Consider the following 14088-nt stretch of genomic DNA (forward strand, 5'->3'; position numbering starts at 1 on the left):
GATGCATTGCTGTACCCTGGGGAGGTGACCGCTGCCGATCCCCAGTACCCGCCGCTGTTTCGCAGTCCCGCATTCCTGTTGGGGCAGTTGGGATCCCACTCCGCGTATCGGTTCGCGGAACTGCTCGCGCCGCTCGGCCTGCGGCCGCCGCAGTACGGCACGCTGCGCATCCTCGAGGCCAATGACGGGCAGTCGCAGCAGCAGCTGTGCGAGGCGCTGGGCATCCATCGCAATGTGATGGTCGGGCTGGTAGACGATCTGGAGAAGCGCGAACTGGTGGAACGCCGCCGGCATCCGGTCGACCGGCGGGCGCACGCCGTCCACCTGCTGCCCGCCGGACGCGAGATGATCGCCCGCGCGGCGGCGGTCGCACTCGGCCTCGATACCGAGATGCTGTCCGCGCTGACGCCGCAGGAGCGTCCCGTGCTGATCGCCATGCTGCAGCGGGTCGCCGTCGGCAATGGCCTGACCCCGGGCATCCACCCAGGATTGGCGGACGCGAACAACGCCCCGGGGTGTGACGCGGCTCACTGAGCCCGCCGGTCACAGCGGCCGGAATCCCGTGTCCAACCAGGTGAAGGCAAAACACCCGGAAGGACCGAAACCATGGCCACCATCGACATTCTCGACTCGTTCATCAACTACACCGACACCGGCAGCGGCGACATCCCGGTGGTGTTCCTGCACGGCAACCCCACCTCCTCCTACATCTGGCGCAATGTCATTCCGTACGTGAGTGGCGAAACCCGCGCGCTGGCACCGGATCTCATCGGCATGGGCGCCTCCGGCCAACCGGACAGCGACTACCGCCTCGTCGATCACGCCCGCTACCTGGATGCCTGGTTCGAGGCCCTGGGCCTGGATCAGGTGATCCTGGTCGGCCACGACTGGGGCGGCGCGCTCGCCATGCACTGGGCGGCCCGGCATCCCGGACGGGTGCGCGGCATCGCCGTCATGGAGACCTTCCTGCGGCCGCTGGCCTGGAGCGAAATGCCGCCCACCGGCGCGGAACTGTTCCGCCGCTTCCGTTCTCCCGAAGGCGAGGAGATGGTGCTGGAGAAGAATATGTTCATCGAATTCAACCTCCCCGCCTCCACCCGCAGCCTGTCGCTGGAAGCCCTGGAGGAGTACCGCAAGCCGTACCCCACCCCGGAATCCCGTAAGCCGATGCTGGTGTGGCCGCGCGAATTCCCCCTCGACGGCGAACCCGCCGACGTGGTCGCGCTGATCGAGAACTACGGACGCTGGATGGCCCAGAGCCCGGAGGTGCCCAAGCTGGTGCTGGCCGTCGAACACGGCGTCGGTCTCGGCTCCCCCGAGGCGATCGACTGGGCGGCAAAGACTTTCGCCTCGGTCGAGATCGGTGATATCGGCCCCGCCGGGCACCACTGCCCGGAGGACCAGCCCGATGCCATCGGCAAGGCGGTGGCGGAGTGGATCCAGCGGCACGGGCTGCTGACCGCCGCCTGAAGCACGGCGGTTCCGGCGGCCGCACGGTGCCGGTAATCTCGGAGGCGCCGTGGCAGGGCTGATCGCGGGGCGAGCCACTCGCCCCGCGATCCCTTTTCACCAGGGCGATGCTCCGGGAAGGGAACACGAGGTGGATAGCGAGCCGGAAGCGGGGCAGGGGCCGGACGAGGCCGAGCGGGAACTGGTGACCCGGGCCGTCGCGGGGGATCGGACGGCGGTCGGGGAGATCGTGCGGCAGTTGCAGGATCCGATCTACCGGCTCGCGCTGCGCATGGTGTGGCGGCCGGCCGACGCCGAGGACGCCTGTCAGGAGATCCTGCTGCGGGTGGTCGGCAAACTCGATACCTGGCGGGGTGAGGCGAAACTGCTGACCTGGGCGTATCGGATCGGCGTGAACTATCTGCTGAATCTGAAGCGCAAGACGCCGCAGGAGGCGGCGCAGCTCTCCCTCGATCAGTACAGCGAGGGGCTGAAAGACGGTCTCGCCGAAGAGGATTACCGGGGACCGGAGTCGACGCTGCTGGTCCACGAGGTGCGATTGAATTGCAGCCAGGCCATGTTGCAGTGCCTGGCGCGGGAGGAACGGGTCGCGTTCGTGCTCTCGGATGTCTTCGAATTGAGTTCCGCCGAGGGCGCGTACATCTCGGGCACCACGGCCGTCGCGTACCGGAAACGGTTGGAGCGGGCCAAGAAACGGCTCGGGAACTTTCTGACCAGCACCTGCGGGGTGGCGAATCCGGCGGCGTTCTGCAAATGCCCGCGCCGGGTCGGTAAGGCGCTGGAGCTGGGGCGGGTGGATCCGCGCCGGCCCGCTTTCGCCGAGCATCCGATCACGCCGGGCGGGCGCACGGTGCAGGAGGCGGAATCGCAGATGGCGCGACTGCACGATGTGGCGGCCGTCATCGGCGCGCATCCGGATTACGCTGCCCCGCAGGCGAAAATGGACGCCATCGCCGGGATCCTGGGTTCGGGCCGGTTTCCGCTGCTGGACTGAGTTCCCGCGAATTCAGCTCTCCCGCAGGCGTTCCCGGGCCGCGGGCACCACGTACCGCGCGAAACGCTGCACCTGGTCGACGTCGAAGCCGGGCGGCCAGTAGACGAAGGTATCGAAGCCGACATTGCGGGCCAGGCCTTCGATGATGCTCGCCCATTCGTCCGGTGAGCCGTGGATGGGATCCGATCCGGTCGGATGCGGGTGCAGAGCACGGTCGCTGATCGCGCCGGGCAGCGCCGCCAGCCGGGTGATCGAGCGCGGATCGCGGCCGACCGCGCGGGCGGCGGCGTCGATGCGCAGGTTCGCGGGACGCCATTCCTCCCACGGCATCCAGTTGGGCAGCGGGGCCACCCAGCCGTCGGCGGCCGAACCGATCAGGTCCAGCGCGTGCGGGCCCATCGCCCCCACCCAGATGCCGATCCGGTGCGCGGGCGCGGGGCCGCCCTCGATGCCCTGCACGGTGTATTCGGTGCCCTGCACCGAAACCAGTTGTCCCGTACGCCATTCCGCGCGAATGATCGCGATTCCCTCGGCCAGCGCCAGCAGCGCCGCTCGCCCCTTACGCGCCGGGCCGCCCATGGCGACCACGCCGCTCTCGAATGCGCCCGAACCTATTCCGAGTTCGAAGCGGCCATTGCTGAGCAGGTCGAAGGTGGCGGCCTGCTTGCCGAGCATGGCCGGGGTACGCAGCGGCAGATTCGCCACGCCCGGATACACGCTGATGCGGCTGGTGGCGGCCAGGCAGGCCCCGATCACGGCGAAGGTGTCGGCGAATTCCGCGTTGTACGGGTGGTCCTGGATGGCGACCAGGTCCAGGCCCTCGTCCTCGGCGGCGCGGGTCATGTCGAGCACGTCCGGCAGCGCGGCCGCGACGGGTGGGATGGAGATTCCGAACCGAGCTTGCACCGTGCCTCCTCACCTGGGAAACCCGCGAAGCAGACGCTGCCGATCTTGCTCTGCCGCTCCGGAAATACCCGGCATTTCGGACGTGGCGTGTCCGGGGCGCGGCGCCCGGTGTGGAAGCCCGCGCAGCGGGTATTCGCCCGCTGTCCGAAGGGCAGGTGCCGCATGGAGCGACAACAGACGGTGCACGCATTGCTGGATCGCGCGGGAACCAGCTATGCCGCCGAAGCCGGGATTCACCTGGCCGACAAACCCGCGCCCCTCTATCAACTGCTGATGCTCACCGAACTGCTCGGCGCCCGCATCTCCGCCGATATCGCGGTGGCGGCCGCCCGTGAACTCGTCACCACCGGCTATCGCACCCCGCAACGCGTGGCCGACGCCGACTGGCAGGAACTGGTGGACGCCCTGGGCCGCGCCCGCTACCGCCGCTACGACGAATCCACCGCAACCCGGCTGGGCGCCAATGCCTGTCTGCTACTCGACCGCTATCACGGCGACCTCCGCGAACTGGCCGCCGAAGCGCAGGAAAGCCCCTGCCGCCTGGCCGACCTGCTCCGGCAATTCCAGGGCATCGGCCCGGTCGGCGTCGACATCTTCCTGCGCGAAGTCCAGGACACCTGGACCTGGGTCCGCCCGCATTTCGACGAACGCGCCCGCAAAGGCGCTGCCGAGATCGGTCTGCCGACCGACCCGGCCGCCCTGTCCGCGCTGGCGCCCCCCGACCGCGACGCCGACCTGGCGGCCGCCCTGGTCCGGGTCACCCTGGATCGGGACCTCGTCACCGAAATACGCGCCGCCACCTCCTGATCGCTCTCGCCGGGGAATTCCGACCGGAATCTCCCTGTGGGAGTGCGCAACCCAAGGGCTAGGGCACCTGGTAGAACGCGCCGTAGACCGAACCTTCGGGTACTAACCAGTGATTGGTCCCGACGACCGTCACGAACACCCGGCCGGAACCGGTCGGGAGGTCGACCGAGGTCGTCGGGCCGCCGTTGCGGTCGGCGTGCACCTGCGAGAACTGGTAGGGCCACCAGCGGCTGGCCGGCAGGTTGTCGTAGTTGGTGAACCGCACGTCCACCCAGCCGTCGCAACCGCCGGGAATGTCCGCGCCCGGGCCGAAACTATTGGTCGGCTGGAGCTGAAGGGTCACGTGGCCCGGGTTTTCCGGGTTGTAGTCGACCGCGATCCGGTAGTGCACGCCACAGATCCCGACGACCGCATTGCCCTCCCGCTGCGAGCCGCTGGATTCGCCGGTCGGTTCGAGGGTGTAGGCATTCGCGGTGCCGGTGCCGGCGATGAGCAGGGCGACGGCGGCGGCGCTCGCGCCGGCCAGGGGGAGGAGCTTCATTCGGATCTTCCGTTGCAAAGGGCTGGGGGAGAGGCGATTACGGGACCACATAGGACGCGGAGAGGAACTGCTCCACGGCGAGGACCTGATTGGTGCCGTTCGCGACGATCGCGACCGTGCCGGATCCGGTCGGCAGCTCGACGGAGGTGATGGCGCCGCCGTTCTTCGTGGCGTGCACGGGCGCGTAGTTGTACAGCCACAGGCTGCTCGCGAGCGGATTGTTCACGTTGAACCAGTAGTAGTTCACGAAGGCGTCGCAGCCGCCCGGGGTGTTCTCGCCCGGGCCGTAGGTGTTCAGGCCCTGCAGATTGAGCGTCACCGTTCCGGGGCGCTCCGGGTTGTGGTCCACCCACATGCGGTATTGCACGCCGCAGGCTCCGAGCAGGGCGCGACCCTCGGTGCCGTAGGGGGTGGCGGTCGGTGGCAGTTCCGCGGCGGAGGCGGTGCCGGTTCCGGCAAGGGCGAGGGCGCCGGCGGCCGTGGCGGCTGCGGCGAGGGAGATCAGTTTCATCAGGGTGGCGTTTCCGGATCGGTGGCAAACTTCTGGCGAATTCTCTCATGGCTCGGGTCGGGGCTGATCTCGCGGTACCGGGTGACCAGGGGATATCGGTTCGATCGACTGGTGGGCGCGGGTGGGCGGGGGGATCTACGATCCGGGGTGTGAGTGGAAGAACGTCCGGAACGCCGGAGTGGTCGGCGGCGGCCGGGCGGATGCGGGCCCGGGACCTCGATCGGGTGAATGCGCGGGCTCGGCTCGATGCCGCGTACGAAGAGGGGCAGCTGGAGAACGACGAGTATCACCGGCGGTCGGAGCGGGCGCAGCGGGCCAGGACGGTGGGTGAGCTGGCGCGGCTGGTCGAGGATCTGCAGCCGGGCAAGGGCGGGGCGGGGGTCACGGTGCCGCCGGTCAAGAAGATGCGGGGCGGGTATCCGAAGGGGACTCGGGCGCGGGATTCGGATCGGGCGGCGACCGCGGTGCTGCTGGACGCGGCGCTGGCCGATGGGCAGCTGACCGCCGATGACCATCGGACGCTCACCGAACTCGCTTCGGAGGCAAAGACGCTGGGGGATCTGGGTGAACTCACCGATGATCTGCAGCGACCCGTGGACGCGCCCGCCGAGGCCCGGCCGCCGAGGTCGTATCGCGGGCCGCTCTATAGGGTCGCGGCGCTCGCCGTCTGTGCGCTGGCCTTCGCGGGCGGGTTCGCGGCGGTGCATCGGTCCGGCGACGCGCCTTCGGGAGTGGCCGTCGCCGAATCCGGGCCGGTGCAGCCGCTCGTCATCAAAACGCCGAATCTGCATACGGCGGAGGGGATTTCGCTGTTCATCGAGCAGTACCGGGCCAAGTTCGGCGACACGCTGGTGGACAAGCTGAACCTGTACGACAAGTACGCCATCGTGACCCGCCCGGTCGCCGGGCAGCCGAATCGTCAGGTGCGCTACGACTATCGGGGCGGGTTCGATCCGGACTCCGCGCCCGTCACGCGCAAAACCGATGAGCCCACTTTCGATCTGGCCGCCGTCGACGTCGCCGCGCTGAGCAAACTGCTCGCCGACGCGCCTGCGACCCTGCGCGTGCAGGGCGGAACCATCAGCCATGTCGGCTTCGAGACGGAGGCGGTGCGGACCGGTCGCGATACCGCCATGCAGTCCGTCGTCAGCGTGTACGTGAGCAATCCGGCCGGTGAGAGCGGCTTTCTCGAAGCGTCTCCGGCGGGCGCGATCCTGCGCAGTTACCCCTTCAAGGGATAGGACCCGACATGGCCGACATCAGGAATCAGGGCATGCGGGTCCGCGACGCCGATCGCGTGGACGCCTGCGCGCTGCTCGACAATGCCCGCGACACCGGGGAATTGACCGCGGCCGAGCATGCCGAGCGCACCGCCGCCGCCATGGACGCCCGCACCTTCGGTGATCTCGACGCCCTCATCGGCGATCTGCAGATCCCCCGGAATCTGGTGCACAAGCCCCTGTTGCGCCCGCAGCGGCGAAACGACCTGCGGCGCTGGCAGTTCGGTGCGGCCGCGCTCGCCGTCGCGGTGATCGCGGGCGCTATGGGCGGCTGCATCTCCAATGCCGACCCGTTGCGCCCGCCGATCCCGGATGCCACGACCGGGCAGGGCGTCGCCAGTTTCGTGGCCGCCTACCGGGAGCATTTCGGCGACACCCTGGCCGACGAGGTGACCCTCTATCCGCAGTACGTCCTGGTCACCCGGCGCGGCGGCGACAACGACCGCAACGACCGATACCGCTACGACAAGGGCGGATTCAGCTCCTACGGCGATGCCTCGCGCTCGTCCGGCACCGAACCGATCGACATGTCCCAGATCGATCTGCCGAAGCTGGCGCGCTTGCTCGCCGGCGCGGGCGAGACGGTCCACGTCCCCGACGGCGCGGCCAAGTATCTGATCCTCGAGCACAAGGCGGGCGAGGATCCGGCGGTCAGCGTCTACGCGGGCAAGGGCGATCGTTCGGGGTACTTCAAAGCCACCCTGTCCGGCGAGCCGCTGATGGTCTACCCCGCCGAGGGCTGACCCGAACCTGAGCGAAAGAATTTTTCCGCGCCCGGGAATACCACGACCTGCACCACCTGTTGCAGCTGTTCGACAAGGTTGAGTGGCTCGGACTCAAGTTAAAGTTGCGCCGGAGGAGATCCGGAGGCAGGATTGAGCCGACCACGCTCAGTGTTGCTGTGGACCGTGCGCCGTGAGTGCTCAGGGGCGGGTCCAGCGCATGACAAGCAGGTACGTACAACTAGGAGGAACAACCATGGCTCGTGCGGTCGGTATCGACCTCGGAACCACGAACTCGGTTATCGCCATTCTCGAAGGCGGAGAGCCGGTCGTCGTCGCCAACTCGGAAGGATCGCGGACCACCCCGTCGATCGTCGCGTTCGCGAAGAACGGTGAGGTGCTCGTCGGGCAGCCCGCCAAGAACCAGGCCGTCACCAACGTCGACCGCACCATCAAGTCCGTCAAGCGCCACATGGGCGAGGACTGGTCGGTCGAGATCGATGGCAAGAAGTACACCCCGCAGGAGATCTCCGCGCGCACGCTGATGAAGCTGAAGCGCGACGCCGAGGCCTTCCTCGGTGAGGAGATCACCGACGCGGTCATCACCGTCCCGGCCTACTTCGAGGACGCGCAGCGCCAGGCCACCAAGGAAGCCGGCCAGATCGCGGGCCTGAACGTGCTCCGCATCGTCAACGAGCCCACCGCGGCCGCGCTGGCGTACGGCCTGGACAAGGGCGACAAGGAACAGTCCATCCTGGTGTTCGACCTCGGTGGCGGCACCTTCGACGTCTCGCTGCTGGATATCGGCGACGGCGTCGTCGAGGTCCGCGCGACCTCCGGTGACAACCACCTCGGTGGCGACGACTGGGACGAGCGCATCGTGTCCTGGCTGGTCGACAAGTTCAAGGCGTCCTCGGGCATCGACCTGACCAAGGACAAGATGGCCATGCAGCGCCTGCGCGAGGCCGCCGAGAAGGCCAAGATCGAACTGTCGTCCTCGCAGTCGACCTCGATCAACCTGCCCTACATCACGGTCGACGCGGACAAGAACCCGCTGTTCCTCGACGAGCAGCTGACCCGCGCCGAGTTCCAGAAGATCACCTCCGATCTGCTGGACCGCACCCGCAAGCCGTTCCAGTCGGTCATCAAGGACGCCGGCATCTCCGTCGGCGAGATCGACCACGTCGTGCTCGTCGGTGGCTCGACCCGTATGCCCGCCGTCTCCGAGCTGGTCAAGGAGCTGACCGGCGGCCGGGAGCCGAACAAGGGCGTGAACCCGGACGAGGTCGTCGCCGTCGGCGCCGCCCTGCAGGCCGGCGTGCTCAAGGGTGAGGTCAAGGACGTCCTGCTGCTCGATGTCACCCCGCTGTCGCTGGGCATCGAGACCAAGGGCGGCGTGATGACCAAGCTGATCGAGCGCAACACCACCATTCCGACCAAGCGGTCGGAGACCTTCACCACGGCCGACGACAACCAGCCGTCGGTGCAGATCCAGGTCTTCCAGGGTGAGCGCGAAATCGCTTCGCACAACAAGCTGCTGGGCTCCTTCGAGCTGACCGGCATCCCGCCGGCCCCGCGTGGCGTGCCGCAGATCGAGGTCACCTTCGACATCGACGCCAACGGCATCGTGCACGTGACGGCCAAGGACAAGGGCACCAACCAGGAGAAGTCGATCAAGATCCAGGACGGCTCCGGCCTGTCCAAGGAGGAGATCGACCGCATGGTGAAGGACGCCGAGGCGCACGCCGCCGAGGACAAGGCCCGCCGCGAGGAGGCCGAGACCCGCAACCAGGCCGAGTCGCTGGTGCACCAGACCGAGAAGTTCATCAAGGACAACGAGGACAAGGTCCCGGCCGACGTCAAGGAGAAGGTCGAAGCGGCCATCGCCGAGGCGAACGAGGCGCTCAAGGGCACCGACACCGCGGCCATCAAGACCGCCGTGGAGAAGCTGGCGACCGAGTCGCAGGCGCTGGGCCAGGCCATCTACGAGGCGGCCGGTGCGGAGCAGGCGGCGCAGGGCAACGGTCAGGCCGCGCCCGACGCCGATGACACCGTGGTCGATGCCGAGGTCGTCGAGGAGCCTGAGAAGAAGTGACGAACCAGAACCCGGAACAAACGGTCGATCCGGCCACGGGTGAGGTGTACGAGGCCGCGGCGGAGGACTCCGCCGCGGCCCTCGGGCCCGAAGGTTCGGAGTTCGGCGAGGACGTGCTCGCCGACACCATCAGCGCCGAATTGGCCGAGCGCACCGCCGATCTCCAGCGGTTGACGGCCGAGTACGCCAACTACCGCCGCCGTGTCGAACGGGACCGCAAGGCCACCATCGACACCGCCAAGGCGCAGGTGGTCGGCGAATTGCTCGGCGTGCTGGACGATTTGGATCGCGCTCGCGCCCACGGTGACCTGGAAGCCGGACCGCTCAAGTCGGTCGCGGACAAGCTGGTCACCGCACTGCAGAAGCAGGGCCTCGAGGAATTCGGTTCGGAGGGCGATCCTTTCGATCCGACCCTGCACGAGGCCGTGCAGCACGAGGGCAGCGGCGCCGATCCGGTGATCGGCATGGTGATGCGCAAGGGCTACCGCTTCGGCGACCGGGTGCTGCGGCACGCGCTCGTCGGCGTCACCGACGGTGTGGCGGATTCGGCTGCGGCGCAGCCGGATACGACGAACGCTGGCACCGATGCCGCTGGCACTGATTAACAACCCACTCGCGCTACCCGCGCGGACTACAGAGAAAGGAGGAGATGCCTGGTGAATCGGGAGTGGCTGGAGAAGGACTTCTACAAGGATCTGGGTGTTTCCTCCGGCGCCACCCAGGACGAGATCAAGAAGGCCTACCGCAAACTGGCCCGCGACCTGCACCCGGACAAGAACCCGGGTGACGCCAAGGCCGAGGAGCGGTTCAAGGCCGTCAGCGAGGCGAATGCCGTGCTGTCGGATCCGGAGAAGCGCAAGGAGTACGACGAAGCACGAAAGCTGTTCGCGGGCGGCGGTTTCGGCCGCGGCGGCTTCACCCCCGGTGCGGGCTACGGCCAGCCCGGCGGGTTCTCCGGCGATTTCAATATCGGGGATATCTTCGGCGCCGGCGCCGGCGGCGCCGCCGACGGTGGGCTCGGCGATATCCTGGGCGGCCTGTTCAACCGGGGTGGCACCCGCACCTCGTCGCGGCCGCGCCGCGGCAGCGATGTGGAGACCGAGACGACCCTGGGCTTCCGCGAGGCCGCCCAGGGCGTGACGGTGCCATTGCGGATGACCAGTCCCGCGGCCTGCACCACCTGCCACGGCAGCGGCGCCAAGCCCGGGACCAGCCCGCGGGTCTGCCCGCACTGCAACGGTTCCGGCGTGGTCAGCCGCAATCAGGGCGCGTTCGGCTTCAGCGAGCCGTGCGAGGACTGCCGGGGCACCGGCTCCATCATCGACGATCCGTGCCCGGACTGCCGGGGCTCCGGCATCCAGAACCGGACCCGCACCATCACCGTGCGCATTCCCCCGGGGGTGCGCGACGGGCAGCGGATCCGGCTGGCCGGTCAGGGTGAAGCGGGCCTGCGCGGCGCACCGCCCGGTGACCTGTACGTCACCGTGCATGTCAGCCAGGACAAGGTCTTCGGCCGCAATGGCGACGATCTGACCCTGGTGCTGCCGGTCAGCTATGCCGAACTGGTGCTGGGCACAACGGTTTCGGTGCCGACCCTGGAGGGCCGCGTCGGCGTCAAGGTGCCCCCGGGCACCGCGGACGGCCGGACCCTGCGGGTGCGCGGCCGCGGCGTGCCCAAGCGCGGCGGCGGCGCGGGCGATCTGCTCGTCACCGTGAAGGTCGCGGTCCCGCAGAAGCTGGACGACAATGCCACCGAGGCGCTGCGGCGGTACGCGGAGGCCGAGAAGACCAGTGGTTTCGACCCGCGCGCGGGATGGGCAGGTGCGTGATGAGTTCCGATCCGAAGAAGAGCACCGAGGCGCAGTACTTCCTGATCTCGGTGGCGGCGCAGCTGGCGGGCATGCACGCCCAGACGCTGCGCACCTATGACCGCTTGGGTCTGGTGTCGCCGCAACGCACTTCGGGTGGCGGCCGCCGCTATTCGGATCGGGATGTGGAGCTGCTCCGCGAGGTGCAGCGCCTGTCCCAGGACGAGGGCGTCAATCTGGCCGGCATCAAACGGATCATCGAACTCACCAACCAGGTCGAGGAGCTGCAGCAGCGGGTCTCGGAGCTGAGTGCGGAGGTGGACAGGCTGCGGTCGGGCTACCGGCCGGACCTGACCCCGCCGGCGCGCAGCACCGCGCTCGTGGTCTGGCAGCCCCGGAACCGGCGTCGGCAACAGTAGTTCACGGCTCCGGCGCAGGCGGCGATCCGAATCCGGGTCGCCGCCTGCGTCGTTCGCGGGGGAAGTCGGGCGCGCGGATGATTTGCGTGAAATATGCTGGTTCGAGGTAATTTTCGCCTGTGGCGCGGTGTCTTTATCGGTTCGAATTACAAACGGACCGGTAGGTAAATTCATTCTGTAAATCATGAGTTTTGTCCGTATGTTGCAAGGGAATTCAAGCCGGGCCGAGGTTGCGGTTCGGTCGCTGTGTACCTGAGTCTTGCAAAATGAATCCTCCTGGTTCCTTGAGCGAAACCCCGTGTCGTGCGGCGTGTTACAGGTGAACAGTCTGTTTTCTGCTCTGAATACCCGCAAAGTTCAGGTTTTCGAGGATTAAAGGGCGTGTTATTGAAACGTCCCGTTCCGTTGCTGGCTAACCTCGCCTACACTTGCTGAGCAACGGCTGCTGTCGAGTGTCCCGCAGCACTGCACTCGCCGGTCTTGCTTGTGTTCGAGTGCGAAATGGGGTTGTGACACAAATGGATTCGCGGACCGTCGCATTGATAAGAACGACGTTCAAGGCGGTTGCTGCGGAGGATGGTGGCCCCGAGAAACTCGCCCGATCGTTCTACGCCATCCTCTTCACCGACTTCCCACAGGTTCGCGACTTCTTCCCCGCCGCGCTGGACGCCCAGCGCGACCGGCTGGTGAAGGCCATCGCGTATGTGGTGGACCGGCTGGAGGAGCCGGACAAGCTGCTGCCCTTCCTCGCCCAGCTCGGGCGCGACCATCGCAAGTACGGTGTGGTGGCCGAACACTATGCGGCCGTGGGGAAGTCGCTCAAGGCCGCGTTGCAGGCGTACGCGGGCACCGAGATGTGGACCGAGGAGGTCGGGCGGGCCTGGGACGAGGGCATCGGCGTCATCGCCGAGACCATGATCAACGCCGCCGATCAGGAGAGCACCCCGCCGGTCTGGACCGGCACCGTCATCGAACATCGGGAAGTACTGCGCAATCTCGCGGTCGTGCGACTGCAACTGGACCAGCCCATGCAGTACGCGGCCGGCCAGTACATGAGCGTGCAGATCCCCTCGCGTCCGCGCATGTGGCGCTATCTCTCACCGGCCATTCCGGCCAACCCCTCGGGTGAGATCGAGTTCCACATCCGCGGCGTCACCGGCGGCTGGGTGAGTCCGGCCATGGTCGGGCACACCCACGTCGGTGAGAAGTGGCTCATCGGTTCGCCGCTCGGCGGGCTCGGCGTGCCGCGCAATACCCGCCGCAAAATGCTCATGATCGGCTGCGGCACCGGTATCGCGCCGCTGCGCGCCCAGCTCATGGCCATGACGCAGCGCCGGTCCAATCCCAAGGTGGACCTGTTCGTGGGTGGGCACTACCCCTGCGATCTCTACGATCTCCAGGTGCTCAGCCAGATCGCGCAGGCCAACAAATGGCTGACGGTCACTCCGGTCACCGAGAGCAACGAGAACCCGTGGTGGCAGGCCGATGCCCCCACCGACCTGCCGGACCTGCCCTGCCTGCAACCGCGTCAGGTCGGGCAGATCGGCAAAATCGTTGCGGGCTACGGGAACTGGGACGACCGCGACGTGCAGATCGTCGGCTCACCGTCCATGGTGCAGACCACCAAGTTCCGGCTGATGGCGGCCGGCACCCCCACCAAGAACATCCGCCACGACCCGCTTTTTTGAAGCTAAAACCCTTCGTAGCGAATGGCTTCCGGGGCCGTCCCGGTGGCGATCAGGCGTTCCACCGTGGCATGAACGACGGACGAACTGCCGCATACCAGTACCCCGTGCTGATCCAAGGGGGCGAAGCGGCCGATGACGTCGGCGAGCGAGCCGGGGAGCATTTCCTCCGGGCTGAAGCCGATATCGACCCGGCACTGCTCGTACCAGTTGTCCATGCGCGGCGGATCGTATTCGTCCTGCACCACGGGAACGACCGTGAGCCAAGGTAGTTCGTTGGCCAGCAGGTAGAGCATGTCCGAGGCGTACAGGTCGCGCGGGTACCGCGCGCCCACGAACAGCGTCACCCGCTGGGGGTTCTCCCGGCGGGAGTGATCCAGCAGCAGCGCGCGTAGCGGTGCCAGCCCGACGCCGTCGGCGACCATGACGATCTCCGGCGCGTATGGATCCACGGCCAGCCATCCGGCCGGTGCGCTGATCCGCCATTCGTCCCCGGCGCGGGTATCGGCGACCAGCGACCCGCTGCACCAGCCGCCCGGCACCGTGCGGACATGGAATTCCAGCTTCCCGTCCATGGACGGCGGCAGCGCGGGATACAAGCGCCGCACCATGTTCGGATGCTGCGGCGTGCGCACCTCCACCGACTGCCCGGCCGCGAACGGTACGAATTCGCCGATCAGCCGCACCACGGTGGTGTCCTCGCGCAGCCGGTGCGCGCCGACCACGGTCGCCGTCCATTCGGTCTGCTCGCCGAGCGCGAGCGCGCCGGTCTCGTCCGGGCCGAGGGTCACCGTGTCCTCCTGATTTTCAACAACTCTCGGACTCTCGGGGGCGCACCCCTGAGAGCCCG

At 67.8% G+C, this 14088-nt stretch carries 15 protein-coding genes; 11 read left to right on the forward strand and 4 right to left on the reverse strand.

Translation table 11 applies throughout. From position 1 onward, the window contains the following. Positions 1-24 precede the first annotated feature (24 nt). The 3 genes from LTV02_RS33045 (at position 25) to LTV02_RS33055 (ending at position 2464) form a co-directional block, all read left to right on the forward strand. Entirely contained in the window at positions 25-534 is a 510-nt protein-coding gene (locus LTV02_RS33045) for a MarR family winged helix-turn-helix transcriptional regulator (protein ID WP_233035568.1), read from the forward strand. A 72-nt stretch (positions 535-606) separates the two neighbouring features. Next, entirely contained in the window at positions 607-1470 is an 864-nt protein-coding gene (locus LTV02_RS33050) for a haloalkane dehalogenase (RefSeq protein ID WP_233035569.1), read from the forward strand. A gap of 130 nt (positions 1471-1600) precedes the next feature. Further along, positions 1601-2464 carry an RNA polymerase sigma factor gene (locus LTV02_RS33055; RefSeq protein WP_233035570.1) on the forward strand — a complete coding sequence of 288 codons (864 nt, stop codon included), beginning with the start codon at positions 1601-1603 and terminating at the stop codon, positions 2462-2464. A 12-nt stretch (positions 2465-2476) separates the two neighbouring features. Here the strand turns inward: LTV02_RS33055 and LTV02_RS33060 are convergent, their stop codons facing one another. Next, positions 2477-3370, reverse strand: coding sequence for an LLM class flavin-dependent oxidoreductase (locus tag LTV02_RS33060; protein WP_067722324.1), 894 nt, complete (start codon positions 3368-3370; stop codon positions 2477-2479). A gap of 162 nt (positions 3371-3532) precedes the next feature. Here LTV02_RS33060 and LTV02_RS33065 point away from each other — a divergent pair, with 162 nt between their 5' ends. Next, positions 3533-4177 (forward strand): HhH-GDP family DNA glycosylase, encoded by a 645-nt coding sequence (locus LTV02_RS33065; RefSeq protein WP_233035571.1) that lies wholly within the window; start codon positions 3533-3535, stop codon positions 4175-4177. 58 nt (positions 4178-4235) lie between these two features. Here the strand turns inward: LTV02_RS33065 and LTV02_RS33070 are convergent, their stop codons facing one another. Then, a complete protein-coding gene (locus LTV02_RS33070; protein ID WP_233035572.1) occupies positions 4236-4718 on the reverse strand; it encodes a hypothetical protein in 483 nt (160 codons plus the stop codon). Positions 4719-4755: 37 nt separating this feature from the next. Beyond that, positions 4756-5229, reverse strand: a complete 474-nt coding sequence (locus LTV02_RS33075; RefSeq protein WP_067722326.1) for a hypothetical protein — start codon at positions 5227-5229, stop codon at positions 4756-4758. A 149-nt stretch (positions 5230-5378) separates the two neighbouring features. On the opposite strand from LTV02_RS33075, the gene LTV02_RS33080 reads away from it, so the two are divergent. The 7 genes from LTV02_RS33080 to LTV02_RS33110 all read left to right on the forward strand — a co-directional run bounded on the left by LTV02_RS33080 (position 5379) and on the right by LTV02_RS33110 (position 13241). Beyond that, positions 5379-6470 carry a DUF1707 SHOCT-like domain-containing protein gene (locus LTV02_RS33080; RefSeq protein ID WP_233035573.1) on the forward strand — a complete coding sequence of 364 codons (1092 nt, stop codon included), beginning with the start codon at positions 5379-5381 and terminating at the stop codon, positions 6468-6470. 8 nt (positions 6471-6478) lie between these two features. Further along, positions 6479-7252, forward strand: coding sequence for a DUF1707 SHOCT-like domain-containing protein (locus tag LTV02_RS33085; RefSeq protein WP_233035574.1), 774 nt, complete (start codon positions 6479-6481; stop codon positions 7250-7252). A gap of 235 nt (positions 7253-7487) precedes the next feature. Further along, positions 7488-9326: a molecular chaperone DnaK gene (gene dnaK, locus LTV02_RS33090; protein ID WP_067722328.1), complete on the forward strand. Its 1839-nt coding sequence runs from the start codon at positions 7488-7490 to the stop codon at positions 9324-9326. Continuing rightward, positions 9323-9931, forward strand: coding sequence for a nucleotide exchange factor GrpE (gene grpE, locus LTV02_RS33095; protein ID WP_067722329.1), 609 nt, complete (start codon positions 9323-9325; stop codon positions 9929-9931). The genes dnaK and grpE overlap by 4 nt, the downstream gene beginning before the upstream one ends. Positions 9932-9979: 48 nt before the next feature. Beyond that, on the forward strand, positions 9980-11155 hold the full coding sequence (dnaJ, locus tag LTV02_RS33100) for a molecular chaperone DnaJ (RefSeq protein WP_067722331.1): 1176 nt from the start codon (positions 9980-9982) through the stop codon (positions 11153-11155). Next, positions 11155-11553 carry a heat shock protein transcriptional repressor HspR gene (locus tag LTV02_RS33105; protein ID WP_157762751.1) on the forward strand — a complete coding sequence of 133 codons (399 nt, stop codon included), beginning with the start codon at positions 11155-11157 and terminating at the stop codon, positions 11551-11553. Before dnaJ ends, LTV02_RS33105 begins: the two co-directional genes overlap by 1 nt. A 518-nt stretch (positions 11554-12071) precedes the next feature. Continuing rightward, complete coding sequence (locus LTV02_RS33110; RefSeq protein WP_233035575.1) at positions 12072-13241, forward strand: globin domain-containing protein; 1170 nt, start codon at positions 12072-12074, stop codon at positions 13239-13241. 2 nt (positions 13242-13243) lie between these two features. Here the strand turns inward: LTV02_RS33110 and LTV02_RS33115 are convergent, their stop codons facing one another. Beyond that, positions 13244-14029 (reverse strand): FAD-binding oxidoreductase, encoded by a 786-nt coding sequence (locus LTV02_RS33115; RefSeq protein WP_233035576.1) that lies wholly within the window; start codon positions 14027-14029, stop codon positions 13244-13246. Positions 14030-14088: the final 59 nt, after the last annotated feature.

It is taken from the genome of Nocardia yamanashiensis (genome assembly GCF_021183565.1).
In the GTDB taxonomy this organism is placed as follows: Bacteria; Actinomycetota; Actinomycetes; order Mycobacteriales; family Mycobacteriaceae; genus Nocardia; species Nocardia yamanashiensis.